Origin of the sequence: Rhizobacter sp. Root1221 (assembly GCF_001425785.1) — a bacterium.
Taxonomy (GTDB): domain Bacteria; phylum Pseudomonadota; class Gammaproteobacteria; order Burkholderiales; family Burkholderiaceae_C; genus Rhizobacter.
In genome coordinates this window covers 1-23,604 of record NZ_LMDI01000008.1, presented here as the reverse complement: position 1 = coordinate 23,604, position 23,604 = coordinate 1, and the positions used below count along the sequence as shown (strand labels likewise).

The 23,604-nt window shown below is 69.8% G+C and carries 21 protein-coding genes; 9 read left to right on the top strand and 12 right to left on the bottom strand.

Going from position 1 to position 23,604, the window contains the following annotated elements:
• The first annotated feature begins 58 nt into the window (after positions 1-58).
• From ASC87_RS07355 to ASC87_RS07340, 4 genes are all read left to right on the top strand, one after another.
• Positions 59-2,875 (top strand): response regulator, encoded by a 2,817-nt coding sequence (locus ASC87_RS07355; protein WP_056658983.1) that lies wholly within the window; start codon positions 59-61, stop codon positions 2,873-2,875.
• The gene (locus tag ASC87_RS07350) at positions 2,875-3,261 is read left to right on the top strand and encodes a response regulator (RefSeq protein WP_056658980.1); all 387 of its coding nucleotides are present in this window, start codon (positions 2,875-2,877) and stop codon (positions 3,259-3,261) included. Before ASC87_RS07355 ends, ASC87_RS07350 begins: the two co-directional genes overlap by 1 nt.
• Positions 3,258-4,004, top strand: coding sequence for a 23S rRNA (guanosine(2251)-2'-O)-methyltransferase RlmB (rlmB, locus tag ASC87_RS07345; protein WP_056658977.1), 747 nt, complete (start codon positions 3,258-3,260; stop codon positions 4,002-4,004). The genes ASC87_RS07350 and rlmB overlap by 4 nt, the downstream gene beginning before the upstream one ends.
• A gap of 231 nt (positions 4,005-4,235) precedes the next feature.
• Complete coding sequence (locus ASC87_RS07340) at positions 4,236-4,763, top strand: hypothetical protein (RefSeq protein WP_056658974.1); 528 nt, start codon at positions 4,236-4,238, stop codon at positions 4,761-4,763.
• On the opposite strand, the gene ASC87_RS07335 is transcribed toward ASC87_RS07340, so the two are convergent.
• Genes ASC87_RS07335 through ASC87_RS07320 form a run of 4 tightly spaced genes read right to left on the bottom strand, consistent with a single transcriptional unit; the run spans position 4,754 to position 8,076 of the window.
• Positions 4,754-5,293: a chromate transporter gene (locus ASC87_RS07335; protein ID WP_255358907.1), complete on the bottom strand. Its 540-nt coding sequence runs from the start codon at positions 5,291-5,293 to the stop codon at positions 4,754-4,756. The genes ASC87_RS07340 and ASC87_RS07335 overlap by 10 nt on opposite strands.
• The gene (locus ASC87_RS07330; RefSeq protein ID WP_056658971.1) at positions 5,290-5,874 is read right to left on the bottom strand and encodes a chromate transporter; all 585 of its coding nucleotides are present in this window, start codon (positions 5,872-5,874) and stop codon (positions 5,290-5,292) included. Before ASC87_RS07330 ends, ASC87_RS07335 begins: the two co-directional genes overlap by 4 nt.
• A complete protein-coding gene (locus ASC87_RS07325; RefSeq protein ID WP_056658968.1) occupies positions 5,858-7,069 on the bottom strand; it encodes an MFS transporter in 1,212 nt (403 codons plus the stop codon). The genes ASC87_RS07330 and ASC87_RS07325 overlap by 17 nt, the downstream gene beginning before the upstream one ends.
• On the bottom strand, positions 7,066-8,076 hold the full coding sequence (locus tag ASC87_RS07320; RefSeq protein ID WP_056658965.1) for a D-2-hydroxyacid dehydrogenase family protein: 1,011 nt from the start codon (positions 8,074-8,076) through the stop codon (positions 7,066-7,068). Before ASC87_RS07320 ends, ASC87_RS07325 begins: the two co-directional genes overlap by 4 nt.
• Before the next feature lie 98 nt (positions 8,077-8,174).
• Here ASC87_RS07320 and ASC87_RS07315 point away from each other — a divergent pair, with 98 nt between their 5' ends.
• Positions 8,175-8,684 (top strand): DUF1993 family protein, encoded by a 510-nt coding sequence (locus ASC87_RS07315; RefSeq protein ID WP_056658962.1) that lies wholly within the window; start codon positions 8,175-8,177, stop codon positions 8,682-8,684.
• Here ASC87_RS07315 and ASC87_RS07310 read toward each other — a convergent pair.
• A complete protein-coding gene (locus ASC87_RS07310) occupies positions 8,663-9,052 on the bottom strand; it encodes a hypothetical protein (protein ID WP_157603887.1) in 390 nt (129 codons plus the stop codon). The two genes, ASC87_RS07315 and ASC87_RS07310, sit on opposite strands and share 22 nt — an antisense overlap.
• A gap of 107 nt (positions 9,053-9,159) precedes the next feature.
• On the opposite strand from ASC87_RS07310, the gene ASC87_RS07305 reads away from it, so the two are divergent.
• On the top strand, positions 9,160-11,571 hold the full coding sequence (locus ASC87_RS07305) for a penicillin acylase family protein (protein WP_056658956.1): 2,412 nt from the start codon (positions 9,160-9,162) through the stop codon (positions 11,569-11,571).
• A 22-nt stretch (positions 11,572-11,593) separates the two neighbouring features.
• Here ASC87_RS07305 and ASC87_RS32690 read toward each other — a convergent pair whose 3' ends face one another.
• Together ASC87_RS32690 and ASC87_RS07295 are read right to left on the bottom strand one after the other, a co-directional pair.
• Positions 11,594-12,052: a hypothetical protein gene (locus ASC87_RS32690; RefSeq protein ID WP_200954324.1), complete on the bottom strand. Its 459-nt coding sequence runs from the start codon at positions 12,050-12,052 to the stop codon at positions 11,594-11,596.
• A gap of 124 nt (positions 12,053-12,176) precedes the next feature.
• Positions 12,177-13,052 carry an RNA polymerase sigma-70 factor gene (locus ASC87_RS07295; RefSeq protein ID WP_056658953.1) on the bottom strand — a complete coding sequence of 292 codons (876 nt, stop codon included), beginning with the start codon at positions 13,050-13,052 and terminating at the stop codon, positions 12,177-12,179.
• 128 nt (positions 13,053-13,180) lie between these two features.
• Here ASC87_RS07295 and ASC87_RS07290 point away from each other — a divergent pair, with 128 nt between their 5' ends.
• Genes ASC87_RS07290 through ASC87_RS07280 form a run of 3 tightly spaced genes read left to right on the top strand, consistent with a single transcriptional unit; the run spans position 13,181 to position 17,350 of the window.
• Entirely contained in the window at positions 13,181-15,649 is a 2,469-nt protein-coding gene (locus ASC87_RS07290) for a circularly permuted type 2 ATP-grasp protein (RefSeq protein WP_056658950.1), read from the top strand.
• Positions 15,649-16,530, top strand: a complete 882-nt coding sequence (locus ASC87_RS07285) for a transglutaminase family protein (RefSeq protein WP_056658947.1) — start codon at positions 15,649-15,651, stop codon at positions 16,528-16,530. The genes ASC87_RS07290 and ASC87_RS07285 overlap by 1 nt, the downstream gene beginning before the upstream one ends.
• Before the next feature lie 22 nt (positions 16,531-16,552).
• Positions 16,553-17,350, top strand: a complete 798-nt coding sequence (locus ASC87_RS07280; RefSeq protein ID WP_056658944.1) for a GNAT family N-acetyltransferase — start codon at positions 16,553-16,555, stop codon at positions 17,348-17,350.
• A gap of 18 nt (positions 17,351-17,368) precedes the next feature.
• Here the strand turns inward: ASC87_RS07280 and mltB are convergent, their stop codons facing one another.
• From mltB to ASC87_RS07255, 5 genes are all read right to left on the bottom strand, one after another.
• A complete protein-coding gene (mltB, locus tag ASC87_RS07275; protein WP_056658940.1) occupies positions 17,369-18,469 on the bottom strand; it encodes a lytic murein transglycosylase B in 1,101 nt (366 codons plus the stop codon).
• A gap of 7 nt (positions 18,470-18,476) precedes the next feature.
• On the bottom strand, positions 18,477-20,534 hold the full coding sequence (locus ASC87_RS07270) for a DUF3488 and transglutaminase-like domain-containing protein (protein ID WP_235582091.1): 2,058 nt from the start codon (positions 20,532-20,534) through the stop codon (positions 18,477-18,479).
• A complete protein-coding gene (locus tag ASC87_RS07265; protein ID WP_056658937.1) occupies positions 20,525-21,538 on the bottom strand; it encodes a DUF58 domain-containing protein in 1,014 nt (337 codons plus the stop codon). Before ASC87_RS07265 ends, ASC87_RS07270 begins: the two co-directional genes overlap by 10 nt.
• A gap of 133 nt (positions 21,539-21,671) precedes the next feature.
• A complete protein-coding gene (locus tag ASC87_RS07260; RefSeq protein WP_056658933.1) occupies positions 21,672-23,009 on the bottom strand; it encodes a type II toxin-antitoxin system HipA family toxin in 1,338 nt (445 codons plus the stop codon).
• A gap of 3 nt (positions 23,010-23,012) precedes the next feature.
• A complete protein-coding gene (locus ASC87_RS07255) occupies positions 23,013-23,261 on the bottom strand; it encodes a helix-turn-helix domain-containing protein (RefSeq protein WP_056658931.1) in 249 nt (82 codons plus the stop codon).
• Positions 23,262-23,604 lie beyond the last annotated feature (343 nt).

The following is a 23,604-nucleotide window of genomic DNA, read 5'->3' as shown; positions in this document are numbered from 1 at the left end:
AGCGCCAGGAGTGGACTGGGCACACAGCGTCTCGGTCTGTCATCCTGGGAGCGCGGCCATGGGGCAACTGTCTGTTCGGCAATGGGCAATCGCCGGGCTGTCCGCCGGTGCGGTGCTGATCCTCGCGCTGGCTGGCTTCTCCTGGAACTCCGCACAGGAATCCCTCGAGGCTTCCAAGTTCGTCAACCACACCCACCTGGTCATTGGCGAGGTCGCCCGCCTGCAGTCGAACCTCGATCGGGCCGAGGCCGACCACCGCGCCTTCATGATGTCGCGGCGCGAGGCGTTTGCCGAAGGGCGTGACCAGTGGATGGCGAAGTTCGATGCCAGCGTGGGCACTGTCTCTCGCCTCACCTTGGACAACCCCGCGCAGCAGGACCGGCTCGCCGAGCTGCGCCGCATTGTGATGACCCGCATCAACGTGATCCGCGACACGGAACAGATGATGCGGTCGAACGGTTCGTCCGTGGACCTGGTGCAGCGCCTGGACGAAGGTGTCCGCGTGCTGCATGGCGCCCGCGGCGTGCTCGACGAGATGGCGGGGGAGGAGCAGCGGCTCCTCGCCGAGCGGGAGAAGGTGGAGACCGACCGCGCCGCGGTGACAGAGGCCACATTCGCCACGTTGATCGTCGTGATACTGCTGATGCTGCCCGTGGTTTACTGGCGCGTCCGGCGCGACCTGGTGGCGCGCCAGGAGGCCGAGCGGCGCGTGGCGCAGAACGCGCGCTACGAGGAACTGCACGCGCAGGCGCTCACGCTCTACAACAGCCAGCCCGACCGCCATGCCGTGGTCGACGGCACGCTGCAGGTGCTGGCAGGCAACCCGCAGTTCCTCTGCTCGGCCTTCTACGCCCATGAGGAGATCGGCGGCATGCTGCGCCTGGCGGCCACCCACGCGGCACCCAGCGATGCCCAGCCGCTGGTGCGGCTGGGGGACGGCCCGCTCGGCCTGGCCGGCCGCACCATGCTGCCGGTCGAGATCAACGGCGTGGGCCAGGAGGGCGGGTTCCGCATCGAAACGGGCCTGGCCGCGCTGTCGCCGGCCACCGTGCTGTTTTCGCCCGTGATGTTCCAGGGGCACCTCAGCGGGGTGCTGGTGCTGGCAGCCGCCACGCGGCTCGATGACGGCGACCGCCGCTTCCTCGAACGCCTGTGCGCGCAATGGGGCGTGGCCTTGCACAACCTGTCGCAGATGACCGAACTCGGCATGCTGGCCGACCAGCTGCGCGCACGTGGCGAGGACATCCAGCAGAAGAACGCGGAACTCAGCAAGGCCGACCGCATGAAGAGCGAGTTCCTCGCGAACATGTCGCACGAATTGCGCACGCCGCTCAATGCCGTGATCGGGTTCTCCGAGATCCTGAAGGACGGCATGGTGGGCGACCTGACGCCGGAGCAGAGGGAGTACATCACCGACATCTTCACGAGCGGCAAGCACCTGCTCTCGCTGATCAACGACATCCTCGACTTGTCGAAGGTGGAGTCCGGCCATTCACCGCTCGAGCTGGAGGCGCTCGAGCCCATCCAGCTCTCGGGCAGCGGCATGTCGGTGATGCGTGAGAAGGCCAGCACCCAGCACGTGCGGCTGCGCGCGGTGTGCGAGCCCGACCAGGGCAGTTTGATGGTGGACCTGCGCAAGTCCAAGCAGATCGTCTACAACCTGCTGGCCAATGCCGTGAAGTTCACGCCCGAGGGCGGGCACGTGACCTTGTCCCTCCAGCGTGCCACCGCGGCCGAGGTGAAGGCGGCCTGCAACCAGCGGTATGCCCGCGCGTTCCCGCCCGCGAACATCGATGCCTTTTCCGCCTACCTGGCCATCAGCGTGACCGACACGGGCATCGGCATCGCCCGCAAGGACCTCGAACGGCTGTTCCAGCCGTTCGTGCAGATCGACTCATCGCTGTCACGCAAGTACGCCGGCACCGGCCTCGGGCTCATGATGGTCAAGCGGCTGGCCGAACTGCATGGCGGCGGCATGCTGGTGACCAGCGAGCCGGAGCAGGGCTCCACCTTCACCGTGTGGCTGCCCTGGCGCGAGGCCACGGCCGAGCAGATCCGCCTGGCACCCGACGTGACGGGCCGGGCCGTGGTGGCGGCGTTGCCGCCGTCGAAGGATGCCCCGGTGGTGCTGGTCGTCGAGGACGACGCGCGGGCGGCCAGCATGATCGTGAGTCACCTCGAAGGGGCAGGCTACCGGGTGGAACTCGCCAGGTCGGCCGAGGAGGGGCTGCACCTGGCGAGCCACGAACGTCCGTCGGTGATCGTGCTGGACATCATCCTGCCGGGCATCGACGGCTGGGACATGCTGCTGCGCATGAAGGACCGCGAGGAAACGCGCAACATCCCGGTGGTCATCGTGTCGGTGACGGACGAGCGGCGGCGCGGATTCGCCCTGGGGGCCTCGCAGGTGCTGGCCAAGCCGGTCGATCCCGATGACCTGCTGGCCGCGGTGGCATCGGTCGACCTCGGCAACGGCCGCAAGGGCGCCCGCGTGCTGGTCGTGGACGACGATCCGAAGGCCGTCACCCTCGTGAGCAAGCACCTGGAAGTGGCAGGGTTCATGCCGGTGGGGGCCTATGGCGGGGCGGAGGCGCTGGCCCTCGCGCGCGACGGGTCCACGGCCCTCATCATCCTGGACCTGATGATGCCGGCCGTGTCCGGCTTCGATGTAGTGCGGGCGCTGCGTGCCGACCCCGCCACGGCGGACATTCCGATCATCGTGTTGACTGCCAAGCTCCTGAACAACGAGGACCGCACCACGCTGCACGGACAGGTCCAGCAGGTGCTCGAGAAGGCGGAGTTCCTGCCGGCAAGCCTGCTGGCCGAGGTGCGGCGTGCGCTGGCACGGCACCGCCACGTGGAGGAGAACGTCTGATGGCCCGCGTGCTCGTGATCGAAGACAACCCCCAGAACCTGAAGCTCGCGCAGCTGCTGCTGCAGCGCGCGGGCCACGTGGTGCTGACGGCGCCGGACGGGGAAGCCGGCCTCGATCGTGCGCGCGCCGACCCGCCCGACCTGATCCTGATGGACGTGCAGATGCCCGGCATCGACGGACTGTCGGTGACCCGGCTGCTGAAATCCGAGGCTGCCACCGCCGGCATCAAGGTGGTGGCGTTGACGGCGCTGGCGATGAAGGGCGATGCCGAGCGCATCCTCGCGGCCGGTTGCGACGCGTACCTCGCCAAGCCGTTCCAGTACAACGAGCTCGTGGCGGTGGTGGATCAGGTGCTGGCAGCCAGGGCGGCTACCATTCGCGGATGAGCAACAAGATCCTCTTCGGCTTCCACGCCGTCACGGTGCGCCTGAAGACTGCACCGAAGTCCGTTTCCGAAATCCACTTCGACGCCAGCCGCCGCGACCCGCGGATGCGCCAGTTCCTCGAACGCGCGCGCGAGGCCGGTGTGCGCCTGATCGACAGCGACGACGACCGCCTGCAGAAGTTCTGCGGCTCGCCGCGCCACCAGGGGGTGGCGGCACGGGTGGAAGCCGCCGCCATGAGCCATTCGCTCGACGACACGCTCGACGCGGTCGATGCCGTGCCGCTGCTGCTGGTGCTGGACGGCATCACCGACCCGCACAACCTGGGCGCCTGCCTGCGGGTGGCCGACGGGGCCGGTGCGCACGCCGTGATCGCGCCGAAGGACCACGCCGTGGGGGTCAACGCCACCGTGGCCAAGGTGGCCTCGGGAGCGGCCGAGACCGTGCCGTACTTCATGGTCACGAACCTCGCGCGCACGCTCAACGAGCTGAAGGAGCGGGACATCCGCATCATCGGCACGTCTGACCAGGCCACCCAGTCCCTCTACGACCTGGACCTCACGGGACCGGTGGCGCTGGTGCTGGGCGCCGAAGGTGCCGGCATGCGCCAGCTCACCACGAAGACGTGCGACGAGCTCGTCCGCTTGCCCATGGCGGGCGCGGTGGAAAGCCTGAACGTGTCCGTCGCGAGCGGCATCTGCCTCTACGAAGCCGTGCGCCAGCGCCGAGGCACCGAGAAGGTGTGAACCTGCCGGGCGCAATTCCCGAGTGCGATGAAGGGCCTGCCGCGCCGCGCGCGCGGCACGTCCCGAATGCGGTGTTGCGACGCAGCAGGAGAGGGCCCCCGGCTGCTTAAAAAACGGGCACTCCCTCCCCGTCTCCCTAGGAAACAATTTATTACGTTTCTACCGTTTGGAAGCGCTTGATCGGGGCGCCGCCGGGTCGTATGGTCCGTACCTCTGCGCGAAGGAGCTCTCATGAAGAATCCGTTTCGCTTCTGGATGACAGGCGGTGCAGCGATGATCCTCGCGGCACTGAGCGGTGGCACCCGAGCGATGGGCACCGACGACCGGCCCGTGCACAGCCGCGTGAGCCGATACAGTGTCCAGGACACCGTCACCCGCATCGAGGCTTCCGCCTTGCGCCATGGCCTGACGATCATGGCCCGTCTCCAGCAGGCCGCGCCACACGGCCGGGCCGAGCGAGAGACCTTCGAACCCCGCCTCATCATCGTGCTGGAATCGTCCCAGGGCGGCACGCCAGTGTCCATGGACGGGCCCAACGAAATGCCTGCGCTGCTGTTGAGCGTCACGGTGCACCAGGGCGAAGGGGGCACCACCGAGGTCTGGTTTTCCGACGGCACGTTCGATGAACTGCCCGACGGCATGACCCCCGAGGTGCGTCACGACCTGGCCGACCTGCCCAGCTTGGTGGATGAAGCCCTGGCCTTCGAGAGCGACACCGAAGTGCCCGAGGTCACGCGCCAGCTGGTCCTTCAGGCGTAACCTGCCGCTCCTGCCACGGCACCGAGCGCCACCAGCCACATCGGGCTCAGCCTGGTGCGGGCCATCACCACGGTCGACAACCCCACCAGCAGCATCGCGCCGGGGATCTGGCGCGAGGGTTCCGCAAGCACCCAGCCAGTGGACAGCAGCAGCCCGAGCGTGAGGGGGGCCATGCCCAGGGTGAAGGCGCGAACGCCCCGGGTCTCCCGGCGCGAGCGGCCCCAGCGCGTGGCCCACAGGGCCAGCGTGGTGGACGGGAGCATGATGCCGGCCATGGCGGCCATCGCCCCGGGCAGGCCGGCCACGTTGTAGCCCAGCACCGCGACGAACAGCACGTTCGGCCCCGGGGCCGCCTGCGCCAGCGCCACCGATGCGGTGAACTGGGCGTCCGTCAGCCAGTGCTGTTCGGCCACCAGGTAGCGGTGCATGTCGGGCGCGGTGGTGATGGCGCCGCCCACGGCCAGCAGGCTGAGCATCGTGAAGTGCGCGAACAGCGCGAACAGGTCGGCGGCGTGCAGCGTGGCGGTCACGGGCGCAACCTCCACCAGGCCAGCCCCACCGCGATCCCCCCGAGGCTCGCGATCACCCAGGCGAGCGGCACACGCAGCACGGCCACCAGCACGACCGTGGCGGCGCCGAACGCGAGGCAGGTGGGCAGGCCGAGCGGGTTCTTGCGCAGGCCGCCCAGCAGCTTCCACGCGGTGGCAAGCACGAGGCCGGCCGAGACCGCACCCATGCCGCGCAGCGCGCCGGCCACCCGCGGGTTGTCGGCATGGTGCCCATACAGCACCGCCAGGCCGAGCATCAGCACGAGCGGCACCAGCAGCATGCCGGCGAGCGCCGACGCCGCGCCACGCAGGCCGAAGAAACGGTCGCCGATCATCAGCGACAGGTTCACCACGTTGGGCCCCGGCAGCACCTGGCCCACCGACAGCAGTTCCAGGAACTCGTCCCGCGAGAGCCAGCGTTCCCGTTCCACCAGCTCGTGCTGTGCCACGGCCAGCACACCGCCGAAACCCTGGAGCGCCATGCGGGTGAACACCCAGAACAGGTGGGCGCACGAGCGGGGTTCGCGCAGGGGTTCGAGAGCGGTTTCAGGCACGGCCGCCATTCCTTTGCAACGCGCGATGGGCCCACGTGCTCAACCCGAGGGCCACGACGATCCAGGTGAACCCGATCCAGTGGAGGTGGTCGTAGGCCTGGGCCGGACTGGCACCGTGGGCGACATTGGCGGCCACGACGGCGCCGCCACCGGCGGCCCCCACGGCTTGGCCGAGGTAGATCGCCGAGGTGTTCAGGGCCATGAGGGCCGAACCCAGTTCGGGTGCCGCGCCGCCGAGACGGGCCTGCTGGGCGGAATTGGAGGCGAAACCACCGAGGCCCCAGGGCACCATGATGAGCGCCATGGCCACGACCCCGGCGGCCAGCGGCCACAGCAGCAGGCTCAACGCCATCAGCGCGAGCGACCCGGCGACGATGCGGGCGGCCCCGAGCCGGTCGATGTAGCGCGACAGCAGCAGGTTGCCGGTCAGGCCGAACGCACCGAACCAGAAGAAGAGGGCGCTGGTCTCGGCCGCGTTGGCATGCAGCACCTGGCGGTAGTAGGGAGCGAGGTACGCGAACACCGTGAACTGGCCCGCACCGGTGAGTGCCGTCACCAGCACGATGGCCATCAGGATGGGGTGCGTGAACACGCCGCGCCAGGCGGCCAGCCGCATGGCCGGCAACTGGATGCCGGCGGGCATCACGTGCCACAGCCACCAGGCGGCACCCACCGACAGCCCCGCCACCAGGCCGAATGCCCAGCGCCAGCCGAAGGCCTCGCCGATGAAGCTGTGGATGGGCATGCCCACCACCGATGCCACCGACCAGCCGAGGAAGATGAAGATGATGGAGCGCCCGCGTTCGTCGGGCGGCGCCACGTGCCCCATCACCGCGGCCGCCTGCGGGGTGAACACCGCGGCGGACAGCACGCTCAGCGTGCGCAGCGGCAGCAGCGTGGCGTAGTTGGGGGCGATGGCGCACAGCGCGTGCCCGGCGGCATACCAGCCGAGCGACCACACCAGCAGCTTGCGGCGGTCCCAGCCGCCCACGAGGCCCGCCATCAGCGGGGCGCCGATGGACATCACGATGGCGGCGGCCGCGATGAGCTGCCCGCCGAGCGCGACGCTCACGTCCAGCGAGCGGATCAGGTCGTTCAACGAACCCGCCACCACCATCACGCCACAACCGATGGTGAAATTGCCGAACATCAGAGCCCACCGCGCCTGGGCCACCCGCTGGTGGGCCGAGTGGGCAGGACTCATCCGCGCATCACCTTCAAGGCCTCCGGATTGACGATGTTGGCGGGCTGGCCGTGGATGAAGTTCACGACGTTCTCGAACGCGGCGTTGAAGTACAGCTCGTAGCTGTCCTGCTCGACGTAGCCGATGTGGGGCGTGCAGACGGCGTTTTCCAGGCGCAGCAGCGGGTGGCCCTGCAGGATGGGTTCGCTCTCGAACACGTCGACCGCGGCCATGCCGGGGCGCCCGCGGTTCAGGGCCGACACCAGCGCGCCTTCCTCGACCAGCTCGGCCCGCGAGGTGTTCACCAGCAACGCGGTGGGTTTCATGCGGGAGAGGTCTTCGGGCTTGACGATGCCGCGGCTGTTGTCGGTCAGGCGCAGGTGCAGCGACAGCACGTCGCACGTCTCGAAGAACGATTCGCGGGAATCGGCCGCCACGTGGCCGTCGGCGGCGGCACGCGAGCGCGAGGCCTCGGAGCCCCACACCGTCACCTGCATGCCGAACGCCTTGCCATACGACGCCACGATCTGGCCGATGCGGCCGTAGCCCCAGATGCCCAGTGTCTTGCCCCGCAGCACGGCGCCGATGCCGAAGTTGGGCGGCATGGAGGCCGCCTTCAGGCCAGACTGCTGCCAGGCGCCGTGTTTCAGGTTGCCGATGTACTGCGGCAGCCGGCGCATCGAGGCCATGATCAGGGCCCAGGTCAGCTCGGCCGGGGCTACCGGCGAACCCACCCCCTCGGCCACGGCGATGCCGAGGCGGGTGCACGTCTCGATGTCGATGTGCGGGCCCACGCGCCCCGTCTGGGCGATCAGCTTGAGCTTGGGGAGTTTTTCGAGCAGCTGGCGCGGGAACTGGGTGCGCTCACGGATCAGCACGAGCACTTCGGCGTCGCGCAGGCGCACGGACAATTGGCCGATGCCTTTCACGGTGTTCGTGAAGACCTTCGCGTTCAGGTGTTCCAGGTGGGCGGCGCATTTGAGCTTGCGGACGGCGTCCTGGTAGTCGTCGAGGATGATGATGTTCACGGGCACTTCGGGCGTTGGGCGTCTGCCGCGATTGTGCACGCTGTGCAGCCTCGGGCGTGTCGCAGTAGCATCGCCCCTCACCTCAAATCGGAGAACCCATGCCCATCTCGATGTACTCTGCGAGCGTGCCCATCTTCAAGGCCATGCTCGGTAACCTCGCCAATTGGCTCGACCGGGCCGAGGTCTACGCCGCAGAGAAGAAGTTCGACCCGGTGGTGCTGCTGGGCACCCGGCTCGCCCCCGACATGCTGCCGTTCACCCGGCAGGTGCAGATCGCGTGTGACGCGGCCAAGTTCTGCGTGGCCCGGCTGGCCGGCATCGAAGCGCCTCGTTTCGAGGACAACGAGGGGTCGATGGCCGATCTGAAGGCCCGCATCGCGAAGACGCTCGAGTTCGTGTCCTCGGTCACGGCGGCGCAGGTCGACGGCAGCGAGGACAAGGACATCACCATCCCGCGCCGCGAGGGCAACACCGTGATGAAGGGTGAACCCTACCTGAAGCACGTGGTGCTGCCGAACCTGTTCTTCCACACCACCACGGCCTACGCGCTGCTGCGGCACAACGGCGTGCCGCTGGGCAAGAGCGATTACCTCGGCCAGGGAGGCTGAGAGCCTCCTCTGACGTCCTGGCGGTGGGTTTCCCACGTGAGCGGCAGGCTGGCGCTGCCGGCCGGGAACGCGCTGTCGAGGTGGCACTGGAGTTCCTGGCGGTGCGCGGCAACCACCGGGTCGAGTGCCGGCAGGCTGTGGAGCAGCGAGTCGCTCAGCCGCCACAGTTCCGCCACTTCGGTGGCCGAACGCACCTTGCGCTGCAGCATCGGGCCTTCGGAACCTCGCACGAGGGCCGCAGCTCGCATGAAGCTGATCTTCATCTCCACGAAAGCCCGCCGGGCTGCCACCCGGGCGAGGCGTTCGTCGCTCACGGTGGCCAGGAAGGCGAGGTAGGACACTGCCGGGTCGATCTGGGGTGTAGTCATGGCAATCGGGTACTGCGGTGGATCTGTAAACAATTGTGCTGAAGCCGGTGGGTGCCAAAACGATGAACAGCACGGGATTCGCCGCCACTTCCGGAAGGAGAACTGCAATGCGGAACGGGCTGCGCCGGGTGGCGTGGGGGATCCTCGGCCTGGTGGCGGTTGCTGCCGCGGGCCTCGGGGCGTACGTGTGGAGGGTGCTGCCTGACACCGACGGCGCGCTGTCCGTGCCGGGCGTGACGGCCCAGGTGCGCATCGAACGCGACGCCGACGGCATCCCCACCATCCGGGCCGGCAGCCGTGACGACGCGCTGTTCGGGCTCGGTTTCGTGCATGCCCAGGACCGCCTGTGGCAGCTCGAGACCCACCGGCGCATCGGGTCTGGCCGCCTGGCCGAGGCCTTCGGTGAACCCGCCATCGACACCGACCGGTTCCTGCGCGCCCTCGGCGTGCGCCGTGCGGCCGAGGCCCAGTGGGCGCATTCCGGGCCCGACGCCCGCGCGGCCATCCTGGCCTACACCGCGGGCATCAACGCCTACGTGCAGCGGGTCATGTCGGCCCGGCCGCCCGAGTTCGTGGTGCTGGGCCTCGTGTTCGAACCCTGGACCCCGCAGGACACCATCGCCTGGACCACGATGATGGCGTGGGACCTCGGTGGCAACTGGGGCGCCGAGCTGCTGCGCCTGCGCCTGGCGATGAACCTGCCGGTCGAACGCATCAACGAACTGCTGCCGCCGTACCCCGGCGCGTCGCCGCTGCCCACCGCCGACTACACGGCGCTGTTCCGGGGCCTGAAACTGCAGGGCGCCGTCTCGCAGGTGGCGCAACTGGCGCCGCCGGAGTCTGGCGTGGAAGGCGTGGGGTCGAACAACTGGGTGGTCCACGGATCGCACACCACCACCGGCCACCCGCTGCTGGCAAACGACCCGCACCTGAAGCTCAGCGCACCGGCGCTCTGGTACTTCGCGCGGCTGGAAGCCCCCGGGCTCCGCGTCGCCGGGGCCACGATGCCGGGCCTGCCCATCGTGGTGCTGGGGCAGAACGCGCACATCGCCTGGGGTTTCACGAACACGGCGCCCGACGTGCAGGACCTGTACCTCGAACAGGTGCACCCGGACGATCCGATGCAGTACCGCACCCCGGACGGCTGGGCCCGGTTCGAGACCTTCGCGGAGACGATCCGCGTGCGCGGCAAGCCCGACATCCCATTCCTCGCGCGCGGCACCCGGCACGGCCCGGTCATCTCGGACGCGGGTGGGCCCACCGACGGGGCCACCGGCCCGGGGCACGTGCTCGCGATGCGCTGGACCGCGCTCGACGCGGACGTGGGGGCCGTGGACGCGGGCCTCGAGATCAACCGGGCCCGCTCGGCCGCCGACTTCGTCGACAAGCTCCGCCGCTACGTGGCGCCCATGCAGAACATGGTGGTGGCCGACACGGCCGGCCACATCGCGATGGTGTCGGCCGGGCGCGTGCCGCTGCGCCGCGCCGACAACGACCTGAAGGGCCTCGTGCCCGCGCCGGGTTGGGATGCGCGGTATGACTGGGCGGGGTTCCTCGACCCCACGCTCACACCGCGCGAGATCGACCCCGGGCGTGGGTTCATCGCCACCGCGAACCAGCGGGTGCATGGCCCCGACTACCCGCACTTCATCACCAGCGAGTGGACGGTGCCCTACCGGCACGACCGCATCGTCGAACTGTTGGCCGCCCGCCCGAAACACGACCTCGCGAGCCTTCGGGCCATCCAGGCCGACGAGTACTCCGGCGCCACGGCCCGGCTGCTGCCGGTGATCCGCGGGGCCCGCAGCGCCCACCCGCTGGCCTGGGCGGCACAGCGCGAACTGGTGGCGGCCGGCGCCACCATGTCGGCCGACAAGGCCGGGCCCCTGATTTTCTGGGCCTGGGCCCGTCACCTGACCGAGGCCGTGTTCGCTGACGAGGTGGGCCCGGCGCTGTTCGAGGCGCAGCTCGGAAGCCGCAATTTCCGCGAGGCCCTCGAAGGGGTGCTGCAGCGGCACGACGGCTGGTGGTGTGACAACAAGGCCACGCTCGAGACCGAGACCTGCGAGGCGCAGGTGGACCGCGCCTTCACGCAGGCGCTCGACGAGCTGCAGGCGCGCCACGGCAACGACGTGTCGCGCTGGCGGTGGGGCGATGCGCACATCGCGCGGTCCGAGCACCGCCCGTTCAGTAAGGTGGGCGCGCTGGCGCGGTGGTTCGAGGCCCGGGTGCCCGTGGGGGGTGACACCTACACGGTCAACGTGTCGAAGGTGAACTACCGGGCCGATCCGCTGACGGGCGAGCGGTACCTGTCGGAGCACGGCCCGTCTTTTCGGGGGCTGTACGACCTGGCGGATCCGTCGCAGTCGCGGGTGATGCACTCGACGGGGCAGTCGGGCATCGTGTTTTCACCGCTGTACCACCGCTTCGTGGCGCCGTGGGCGGGCGTGCGCGACGTGCCGTTGTGGGCCGCCGGGCCGCCCGCGCACACGTTGGTGCTGGCGCCCGGCGCGCCGTGACGCCGTGGCGGGCGCCAGCGGGTCAGCGGTAGCCGGACTCGTCGGCGTTGTGGATGATGCGGATCAGCTTGCTGTTGCCATAGTTGCCGAAGCTGCCGCCGGCGAAGACCAGCCGGCCCACGCCCTTGTACAGCAGCTCGTGACGGTAGGTGTCGCCGCCGAAATGGAACGGAATGAACGCCTTGCCGGTGACGTAGGCGCCCTGGTCGGTGGGTTGGCCGACCAGGTCGGTGACCTGTTTCATGCCCATGCCGAACTGCACCTTGTTGAACTTGCTGCCCGGGGCTGGCGTGCCGACAACCTCGCCTTGCGGCTTTTTCTTGTCTTCCTTGGTGGCCGGGGCCGGTGCGGGAGCCGGGGCCGCGGCGCCGGACTGCGCGGGGGCCTGGCTGTCCGGCGAGGCCGGGTTGGTCTTGCAGCCGGTGATCAGCAGCATCGATGTGAAGGCACAGGCGGCCAGGGTCAGTCTTGCAGACGTCATGGGGAGGGGTTCCTGGATGAAGTTGACAACAGCTTGATTTTCCATGGCACAGGGGCATGTGCCGGTCGCAGGACTGTCCCGCATGTGCGGTAGTTTGCGAACCCCCTCCAGGGAGGGGGGGTAGTCAAGTCAAAGCGACGACCGAGCGGAGCTTCGCCGGGTTGCGCACCGCGTAGATGGCCCGGATGCCCTCCGGCGACGTGACGATGGAAAACACCGATTCGAGCCGCCCGTCGACGTAGCGCACCAGGCCGGGCACGCCGTTGACCAGGGCGAGCTTGTGGTCCATCAGGTTGCCGTAGCGGCGGGCCACCACGTGGAAGAGGCGTGCCACGCGGTCGGCACCCACGAGCGTCTTCGGCACCGAGGCCACCACCCCGCCGCCGTCACCCGTGAGGGTGACGTCCGGTGCGAACAGGGCGCGCAGCGTGTCGAGGTGGCCGGAGCGGGACGCGGCGGCGAACTTCATCAGCTGGTCGCGGTGTTCGGCGTCGGACACGGTGAACCGGGGCTGCTCCTGGCGCACCCGGGTCGTGGCCCGGTGCACCAGCTGGCGGCACGCGGCCTCGGACTTGCCCAGCACCTCGGCGATGTCGGGGTAGTCCTGGTCGAACACCTGGCGCATCAGGAACGCCGCCCGCTCCTCGGGCGCGAGGCGCTCGAGCACCACCAGCAGCGCCATCGACAGGTCGTCGGCACGTTCGGCGGCCAGGTCGGGCTGGTCGTCGAGGGGGGCCACCAGCGGCTCGGGCAGCCACATGCCCACGTAGGCCTCACGCTGCACCTTGGCCGTTCGCAGGCGGTCGATGCTGGCGCGGGTGGTCACGGACACCAGCCAGGCCTCATCGTTCGCTATGGTGCCGTGGTCGGCCTCGCACCAGCGCAGCCAGACGTCCTGCACGATGTCCTCGGCGTCGCTGCGGGTGCCGAGCATGCGGTAGGCCACGGCGGTCAGCCGCCGGCGGTGGGATTCGAAGCGGTTCGTGATGTCGGGATTCATGACGGAACAGACGTTCGGGCGCACTGGATTGTGACGAATCCCCCGAGAAGGGGGCGGCACTTTCGTTGCAATGCGTCCATTCTTGCGTTGCAGGCAGGCGCCTGCTGCCAATCAAGGAGAATTCAGGCATGAGAAAACTCCTCGACGGCTACCCGATCCCGGACGGCCGCTACGACGAACTGCTGAGCGGCCCCGGGGCGCCGCGTCCCCACTGGGAGGCTTTCCTGTCGTCGCTGGCGGCACGCCAGGGGCCCGAGGTCAGCGACACCTTGTCGCTGACCGAACGCGAAATCCGCGAAAACGGCATCACCTACAACGTCTACGCCGACCCGCAGGGCGCCGACCGCCCGTGGGAGGTCGACCCCTTGCCGCTGCTGCTGTCCGCCACTGAATGGGACGAGATCGAGACCGGCATCGCCCAGCGTGCCGACCTGCTCAACCGGGTGTTGACCGACATCTACGGCCCGCAGGAGTTGCTGAAGGGCGGCGACATCCCGCCGTCGGTGGTGTTCGGGCACAGCGGCTACCTCCACCAGGTGCAATCCATCCGGCCACCGGGGGGCGCGCACCTGTTCCAGTACGCGGCCGACCTGGCCCGCTCGCCGGATGGCCGCTGGTGGGTGGTCAACGACCGCACCCAGGCGCCGTCAGGGGCGGGGTATGCGCTCGAGAACCGGCTTGTCGTGTCGCGGGTGTTCCCGCAGCTGTACCGTGACCTGCGCGTGCAGCACCTGGCCTCGTTTTTCGCGAACCTGCGCGAGTCGGTGCTCCGCTGGGCGCCCAAGGGCGACGGCCCGCCGCTGATCGTGCTGCTGACGCCCGGGCCCTACAACGAAACCTACTTCGAGCACGCGCTGCTCGCGCGCTACCTCGGCTTCACGCTCGTCGAGGGCAGTGACCTGACGGTGCGCGACGGCAAGGTGTGGCTGAAGACCGTCGAAGGCCTGCGCCGGGTGCATGCGCTGCTGCGCCGCCTCGACGACGACTACTGCGACCCGCTCGAACTCCGGTCCGACTCGGCCCTCGGCATCGCCGGGCTCACCGACTGCGCCCGCCGCGGCACGGTGATGATCGCCAACGCGCTCGGCTCCGGCGTGATCGAGTCGGGGGCGCTGCTCGGTTACCTGCCCAAGCTCAGCGAACGGCTGCTCGGTGAACCGCTGCGCCTGCCGTCGGTGGCCACGTGGTGGCTCGGCGAACCCGCGGCGTTCAAGGACGCCTGGGAGCGGCTCGACCACCTGATCATCAAGCCGATCGACCGCAGCACGCCCGAGCCCGCGGTGTTCGGGGCCGACCTGTCTTCGGCCGAACGCGAGCAACTGCGCCGCCGCGTGGCCGCGCGGCCCCAGCGGTACGTGGCGCAGGAATGGGTGCACGTGTCGCAGGCCCCGGTGCTCGAACGCGCCCACTCGCACGTGCGGGTGGACCGGTTGAGCGCCCGGTCGGTGGGGCTGCGCGTGTTCGCGGTGGCCACGCCCAACGGCTACCGCGTGATGCCGGGCGGCCTCACGCGTGTGGCCGGCGACGGCGATTCCCGGGTCATCGCGATGCAGCGGGGCGGCCGCTCGAAAGACACCTGGGTGCTGTCCGAAGGCCCCGTCAACGCGTCGTTCACGCTGCTGTCCACCACCGTCACCGCCGACGACCTGGTCACCTCGCGTGGCAACGTGCCGTCGCGTGCGGCGGAGAACCTGTACTGGTTCGGCCGCTACGGTGAACGCTGCGACGCCGCGGCGCGCACGCTGCGCGTGGCCATCGCCACGGTGCTGGGCAACAACGAGACGCGGGTGGACGACGCCGACGACGACCTCGTGCCGGTGCTGGCGCTGGCCGAACAGATGTCGCTGATCGAGGCGTCCGACCACCCGGGCACCGAGTTGCTGCGTGCCGCCACCCACCCCGAGGAAGGCCTGGCCCAGCGGCTGCGCCAGCTGTCCCGCGTGGCGTTCAACCTGCGCGACCGCATGTCCGCCGACAACTGGCGCACGCTCAACCAGCTCACCACCGATCCGGTGTTCCAGCGTGGCAGCTCGCTGCCGCTCGCGCTGGCCTGGCTCGACCGCGCGGTGAGCACCACCACCACGCTGTCCGGCTACGTGCTCGACGGCATGACCCGCGGCACCGCGTGGCGCTTCCTGTCGATCGGGCGGCGCGTGGAGCGGCTGTCGAACCTGTGCCTCGCGTTGCAGGTGGCCACCAACGAAGGGCGCGACAGCGGCCTCGAGTGGCTGATCGAGTGGGCCGATTCGTCGGTGACCTACCGGTCCCGGTACCTCGTGGCCCCCGAGTGGCTGCCGGTGCTCGACCTGCTGCTGCGAGATGACACGAACCCGCGGTCGGTGGCGTTCCAGATGAAGGGCCTCGTCGAGTACGTGGCCAAGCTCGAACGGGCCCATGGGCGCTTCGCAAGCGACGTGCTGATGCCCGTGCACCAGGCGCTCCTGCAGCTGGCCCCGGCCGACCTGCACCCCGAAAGCGAGGTGTTGCGCACGCTGCTGGCCCAGACGCTCGCCGTGGCGCGCACCGTGTCCGACGAACTCACCCTCAAATTCTTCTCGCACGCCGGCTCCCGCAGCGTGCTGTCGCTGGTGGCCTGATGCACGACACCCGTTACCGCGTCGAACACGACACCCGCTACGTGTACGCCGCCCCCGTCTCCCAATCCTGGCAGCTCGCCCGGCTGACCCCGCGCGTGCTGCCGTGGCAGCAGCTGCGGGCCTGTTCGATCCAGATCGAACCGCCGCCGGACGAACGCCACGAGGCCCCCGACAGCTTCGGCAACACGGTCACCCATTTCGGCCTGCTGCGCGCACACCGTGTGCTGCGGGTGCGGATGTTGTGCGACGTGGACGTGGGCGCGCGGCCCGATCCCGCGCTGGCCGAACGTTTGTCGTGGGAGGCCGTGCGTGATGCGGTGGGGTTTCACCGGCCGCCGGCCGACCTGATGGCGTCGCGCATGTGCCAGCCCACGCGGCTGCTGCCGCTGTCGGAGGCGGCCCACCGGTACGCCCAGGCGTCGCTGAGTCCCGGGCGCGATTGGTTCGCGGGCCTGACGCACCTGACCGACCGCATCCACACCGATTTCGAGTTCGACCCCGATGCCACCACCGTGAGCACGTCGGTCGACGAGGTACTGGCCCAGCGCCGCGGCGTGTGCCAGGACTTCGCGCACCTGATGATCGCGTGCCTGCGTGCGCTGGGCCTGCCGGCCCGGTACGTGTCGGGCTACCTGCTGACCGATCCGCCGCCGGGGTCGCCACGCCTGATGGGCGTGGACGCCTCGCACGCGTGGGTGGCCGCATTCGCGCCCGGCTACGGCTGGGTCGAATTCGATCCCACCAACAACCAATTGGCCGACCCCCGCTACATCACGCTCGGCTGGGGGGCCGACTTCGCCGATGCCGGCCCGCTGCGGGGAGTGATCCTCGGCAGCGGCCAGCAGGAGATGAACGTGTCGGTCAGTGTCATTCCCGTGTGAGCGTGGCCTGAGGGAGCCTGCCATGAAGAACCTGCCCGCCCGGTTGATCGAGGATGCCGCGGACGCGAACCTGATCGCGTCGTACCGCGCCCACCTCGCGTGGCAGCAGCCGTGCGAGAGCGTGGAGGCGGGCGGGTTGCTGGCCGTGGCCGGTGGCAACCGGTTCCCGGGGCCCTACAAGAACGTGGCCGTGCGGATCGACGGCACGCTGGCGCCAAAGGCGTTCGTGGAGCGGGCGCAGGCCTTTTTCGGTCCGCGCGACCGCAAGTTTTCGGTGATCACCCGCGGCCGCTACGACGCCGACCTGGAATCCTGGTTGTTGTCGGCCGGATACGAGCGGAAGTCGGAATCGCCGTGCCTGCTGGTGGAGCAGCCGGTGGCGGTGCGTGCGGTGGACGACCACGTGCGAATCGAGCGGTTTGCCGACCTGGGCCACGTGCGCGACGCGGTGACCGTGAGTGCCGGTGCGTTCGAGACGCTGGGGTTGCCGGTCGAGGAAGCGCACACGATGCTCGCTCGCCACGACCGCCTGCTCGACCCGGACGTGGCCGGGTTCGTGGCGTACGTCGACGGGGTGCCCGCCGCCACGGCGCTGACCCTCTACAGCGACGGTGCGGCCGGGGTGTACTGGGTGGCCACGTTGCCCGCGTCGCGCGGGCGTGGCCTGGGCGAGGTGTGCACGGCGCTGGCCACGAACGCCGGGTTCGAGCGGGGGGCCGGTGTGGTCACGCTGCAGGCGAGCCCGATGGGGCTGCCCATCTACAGCCGCATGGGCTACCGCAGGTGCGACCAGTTGCGCCGTTACCGTCAACCGGGCTGACCTCTGGGAGCAGGGCGGTCAGGGCTGGGCGCGGTGGATGCGCCCCACGGCCTCGCCCAGTTCGATCACGGCCATCGCGTAGTAGCTGGACCAGTTGTAGCGCGTGACGGCGTAGAAGTTGGCCGTGCCGGCGATGTAGCTGGGTGCGGCGGCGCCGTTCTGCAGTTCCACCAGGGCCAGCAGGCCCTCATGACCCGTGGCCTTCTCGTCGAGCACGGCGCCGCGTTCGGCGAACTGCTGCACGGTGAACGACGGGAGGATGTCGGGGGCGAGGAGGGCTGCGCGATCGGCGGCGTCCACCGGCGGGTTCACCGCAAAGCGGGTGGGCTGGTCGCGTTGCCAGCCGGACTCGGCAAGGAAATGCGCCACGCTGCCGATCACGTCGGCGGGGCTGCGGTTCATGTCGATGTGGCCGTCGCCGTCGAAGTCCACCGCGAACTTGTTCCAGCTGCTCGGCATGAACTGGCCCATGCCCATGGCCCCGGCGTAGCTGCCCTTCGGCGCGAGCGGGCTCAGCCCCTCGCTGTGGGCCATCACGAAAAACTGCTCCAGCTCGTCGCGGAAGAACGCGCTGCGGTCCTTGCGGCCGGTGGGGAAGTCGAACGACAGCGTGGCGAGCGCGTCGATGACGCGGAAGTTGCCCATCTGCTGCCCGTAGATGCTTTCCACGCCGATCACGCCCACCACGATCTCGGCCGGCACGCCGTACATCGCCTGGGCGCGCACCAGCCACTTCTCGTGTTCGCGCCAGAACGCCACGCCGGCGCGGATGCGGATGGGCTCGACGAACCGCGAGCGGTACAGCGCCCAGTTCTTCGCGGTGCCGGCCGGCGGCGGCATGATGAACTTGGCCACGTTGGGGACGAACCGCGACTCGGCCAGGTGCTGCTGCACCCAGGCCGGGTCGAGCCCGCGGCGGGCGGCGAGTTCGGCGCCGAAGCGCATCACGTCGTCGCGCTGGCCGTAGGTCACCACGTCGGGCGCACTGTCGTCACGTGCGACCGCGGAGGCGCTGCGCGCCTTGGGCGGTTTGGCGCAGGCGGTCAGCGAGAGGGATGCGAGCAGCAACGCGCAGGTCAGTGCCTGGCAGGCGGTGCGGGAGCGGGTCAGGAAGGGCATCGGCGGATTATCGAGTCTCAGCGGCGAGTGTGCGAGCAGCGGAACGCAGGCGGCGTGTTTCGGTCCTCACGTCGGCGAACCACGCGGCGGACGGCCGCGGCCGCGCACCCCGCCCATAGCGCTCGCGTTCGAGCACCAGCAACAAGGCGGCGAGCGGGGCACCCGGCGTGCCGAAACGGTCGTGCACGGCAGCCGCCAGCTGGCGCGGGGGGGCGTGCCGGGGCGCGTCGAGCCCGAGCTTGGCGAGCTGCCGCGCGAGCGCGGCCGCCTGGCGTTGCCAGGGGTCCTGCCGTTGCCGGTTCCACCAGGCCCAGGCAGCCCCCAGCAGCGCCAGGGTGGCGAGTGTCAGCACGAGCAGCTTGGCCAGGTCTTGCCAGCTGGGGGATTCGAACCCGAGCTGCGACAGCAGGTCGAACTGCTGGCCGCGGGAGTAGTTGAGCACCCACTGGTTCCAGCGGTTGTCGAGGGTCTCCCACAGTGCCCGCAACTGCGTGACGAACCGAGGGCTCATGGTGTCGAGCGCGTTGTTCAGCAGGCCCGGGGCGGGCCGCAGGTTGCGGCTGTTGAAGATGCGTTCCGGGGCCACCGCGGCGGTGGGATCGGCCCGCACCCAGCCCCGTCCTTCCTGCCAGTACTCGGCCCACGCGTGGGCCTGGCTCTGGCGCACCACGTGGTAGCCGTCGACAAGCGCGGTGTCGGTGCCCTGGAAGCCCGTGACGATGCGCGCCGGGATGCCGAGTTCGCGGAAGATCAGGACGAACGTGGCGGCGAAGTGCTCGCAGAACCCCTCGCGGCGGTCGAGCCAGAACTCATCGAACGCGGCACGGCGGTCGGTTTCACCGTAGGCGCCCGGTGCCAGCGTGTAGGTGTAGCCAGCCGTGCGGATGTGGTTCATCACGGCCGTGGCGAGGGCGGCGGGATTGTTTCCGCCCACGCGCTCGCCGAGCGCGCGGGCCCACGCGCGGGTGCGGGGTGCCACGTCGGCCGGCAGGCGCAGCGACTCGGCCCGCACGCTGCTGGCCAGCTCCTCTGCGGCGAGGCGGTAGCCGGTGTGGGCGGTGGCGGTGAAACGCAGCCGCTCGCGCACCGGCCGGATGGTGGCCCAGGTCATGTCGTCGCGGCGGCGGGTCCACAGCCCCTCGACGGGCGGCAGCTGCGGCGTGGCTTCCAGCATCGCGAGCACCGGCAGCCGCAACGGCTCCACGGTGACCTCGTACCGCACCGCGCGGCCGCGCACCTCGAGGGTGTCCCGTGCCATCGGCAGCGGGAAGTCGGTGGTGATGGGGGTCCACTCGTTGCCGTCGAACCGGGTCAGCACCGGGCCGCGGAAGTACATCGACTCGGCCGGCGGTGGTGCGTCGAGGAAGCGGATGCGCATCGCGATGCGGTCGTCGACCGCGAGTTCGGCCACCGAGCCGAAGCTGAGCGAGTTGGACAGGCCGGTGGAGGCCAGGCCGTCCTGCGGCACCCCCCACAGCGGCCCGATGCGCGGGAACATCACGAACAGCAACACCATGATGGGCGCGCCGAGGGCGGCGGTGCGCAAGGCCAGCCCGCCGGCCTGGCGCAGGCTCGGCTGGCCCACCGGCATGTGCGCGAGCACCAGGGCGGTGAGCAGTCCCCACACCGAGCCGAGCATCGCGGCCGCGACGGCGATCGATTGCGAATAGAAGAAGTGCGTGAGCACCAGGAAAAAGCCCAGGAAAAACACCACGAACGCGTCGCGCCGGGCACGCAGTTCGAGGGTCTTGAGCGCCATCAGCACCACCAGCAGCGTCACGCCCGGCTCCTTGCCGAGCAGCGTGCGGAACGACACCAGCGTGAGGACGATGGCCACCGCGAGCACGGCGATGGGCAGCCAGCGGCCGGGGAGTGGCGCGTTGGTGAAGGCGAGGTGGGTGCGCCACAGCAGCACCATGCCCGTCAGCAGCGCACACCAGACGGGCAGGTGGCCGGCGTGGGGCAGCACGGTCCAGGCGATCACGCCCAGCAGGAACAGCGTGTCGCGCGCATCGCGCGGGAGGTGGCGCCAGCCGCGCCACGGGAGGATGGGGGTCAGTGCCACAGCGCGAGGGTCTCCAGGCAACGGCGCAGGTGCAGTTCGCCATGGTCGGGCGGGATGTCGATGCCCGGCAGGCGCAGGCCGTGCCGGGCGTGGGCGCGGTCGGCCACCTGCAACCAGGCGGTGAGGCGCGAGAGCCGGTCCTCGGGGGCCAGGCCCGCGCACTGCTGCCAATCGAGCCACAGCGATTGGGCCGTGGTGGCGCTGGTGTCGCGGATCACCAGGTCACCACCCGTCTCCAGGTTGCGGGCCGCCTTTTTCCAGACGACGAGTTTCAGCGGGTCGCCCCGGCGGTAGCCTCGGATGCCTTCCACCTCGCCGCTGTCCCGCGTGCGCCGCGTCGTGGCCGGCCCGGCCGGGGCCGCCTGAGCGGCCGGCAGCGGAGCGGCGGGTTGTTCTGGGCGTGGGTACACGAGCACCCGGGCCGCGGGACGCCAGATGGCCCAGGCACGGAACAGCCCGAGTGGGAACCGGGTCTCGGCGCGCACCGCAGGCATGTCGTGCCAGCCCCGCGTGGCGGGCACGAAGCTGACCTGGGCCTGGGCGTGGCCGCCGGCCTCCACGTCCGTCCAGGTTGGCACGGCGGCCGGGGTGTCGTCCGCGCGCAGCCCGATGCCGAACCGGGCCTTGCCGGAACTGCCGAGGGTGATGTCCAACAGCACCGGTGTGCCCGCATGGCCCGACTTCGGCGGTCGCAGCTGCAGCGTGAGGCCCCTCAGCGTGTTGTGGGTCAGGTGCATGGACACGACTCCGCTGCCTGCGAGCAGGAACGTCAGCACGTAGCCGAGGTTGAGCTGGTAGTTGATGGACGCGAGCAGCAGCACCGCCAGCGTGGCCCCGAACATCAACCCGGCTCGCGTGGGCACGATGTAGACGTTGCGCTGCGTGAGCAGCAGCGTGTCGGTGCGGGGCAACCGCTGGTGCCACCAGGCCCGCAGGCGTTGCCGCGCGGCGGTGATGGGGTGGATGAATGGCAGGAAACGGGCACGCGAGGCGACGGACAACATCCCCGCATACTAGAACATTGGCCCCCCAGTCGCTTCGCTCCTGCCCCCGAGGGGCGCCCGCGGTCGCCCGGGGGACCCGGGCTCGGCGGTAGCTTGATTTGGCGCTTTGCTTCGCTCGCTTGTTCCTGCCCTGTCAGGCTTTGGGCATGCGCTGCAGTTCGTTGGCGGACCAGCGCAGGCCGTTGAAGATGGACGTGGCGACCTGGTCGGGGAAGGCCTTGGGCAGCTTTCTGGCCACGTCGTCGATGGCGGCTGGCGTTCGCTGCAGCACGTCTTCGATCAGGTCTTCAGCGTCTGGCCGCTGGAAGCACCTGGCGGCGGTGCTGTTGAAGTGGCGGCGCTGGACGTCCTTGAAGAGGTAGTGCCGGTTCTTGCCGAGCAGGGCCATGGCGAGCTTGGCCTTGTGGCGCGAGAACTGGCTGGCGCCGTTGCCCTCCACGGGCCAGATAGACATCACGTCGTACAGAGGGGTCAGCGCGTAGCGGCCCTCGGGCAGCACGCGCAGGCTGAAGTTCTTGGCATGGCCGTCGGGGGCGGCCAGCATCCAGAAGAGGATCTGGGTCTTCAGGAGCGTGGCCAGGTCCTGCGGCGCATGCACGGCGCCGGCCAGCACACCCGCGAGGTCGGCGAGGCCGGGGCCGCCGTCGCTCTCGTACTTCAGGTGGGACGGCACGCCCTTGACCTGGCAGAAGTCTTCCTGCGGCAGGCGCATCCACCAGGTGCCGGACGAATGGCGCTGGCGGTCGAAACGCTCCACGCCCAGGGCCTTCTGGTCGCCGAACCGCAGCAGGGCGGTGTTTGCCACCGGCAGGCCATAGGCGGCCAGCAGGTTCATGCAGAGCCACTCGTTTTCCACCGACGTGCTGAAGTCGGCCCGGCGGTGGCCCACGAGGCCCAGCGGCAGCTTCAGGATGTGGGTGGTGGGCGTGGAGCCGTGGGGGCGCATCCAGCCGCCGTCGTGCCAGAGCAGGGCGGTCTTTTCCTGGGCACCGGCGAGCGAGATGCGCAGGTCGTCGTCTCCGTCGGCGTTCGCAAGCGGGCCGGCCTGGGTGGCCTGGCGCAACAGCCGTTCGACGTCGTCCTCGGACATCGGCGTGCCCGTGATGCGCGTCACGTCGGCCGGGACCTCGTCCACGCCCAGCAGCTGCACGGCACCCACGCAATCGCGGCCGATGGCCTGCAGCAGGTCGAACGTGCCGGTGGTATCGGTCTTGAAACGGGTGGCGATGCGCTTGCGGATGGGCTCGCTGTCGGGCAGCAGGTTGTCGAAGAAGTTGCCCACGCGGTCGCCCTGGAGGGGGCGGTCGCCGGTGTAGGGCAGTGAGAGTGACAGGGGGCGCCCGCCGGGCGAGGCCATCCATGCGGGGTCGTAGGTGAAGGCGGTGTCACCGCGGGCGGGCAGGGACCAGGTGCCCACGCGTTGGCCGTTGGTCCAGACGGACAGCGCGCGGGTGTGGGAGCGGCGGCCCATGGGTCACCACTCCGGGGCGCGGTGGTCCGCGGTGCGGGCCTTGGCCAGCACCTGCAGCTCGAGGTTCAGCGCACCACAGAGGGCCAGCAACTGAGCGAGGCTGATGGAGGCGGGGTTCAGCTCCATCGCGGACAGCCGGCTCTGGCTGATGCCCAGCCGCTCGGCCAACGCCGTCTGGGACAGGCCGGCCGACTTGCGGGCGGCCTGCAGCAGCGGGCCCACCTGGTCGGGGACGGAGAGGATCTGCTTCATGAGGGCCTCACGTGGCGTGGGTCAATCGGGCAGCGGAAGGCTACCCGTGGCACGCGTAGAAGGACTTTACCTCTTTGGGGCGTATTTCTCAAATACCCGTTTGGCGAGTATTCTGTCGTGCCCACGGTCATCCCGGCGAAGGCCCACTGCGAGTCATCCCTCTTTTGTCATCCCGGCGCAGGCCGGGATCTCCAGCGGTGGACGGGAACGCCGCTGTTCAGCGAGAGGGTGGAGATCCCGGCCTGCGCCCACTACTGTCCGGAATAAATTGGACCGAGGTCACGTAAGTTGTTGCGAGCACTCGCTGTTTGGGATAAATCCCAGAGCGCCAACTCAAAACAAC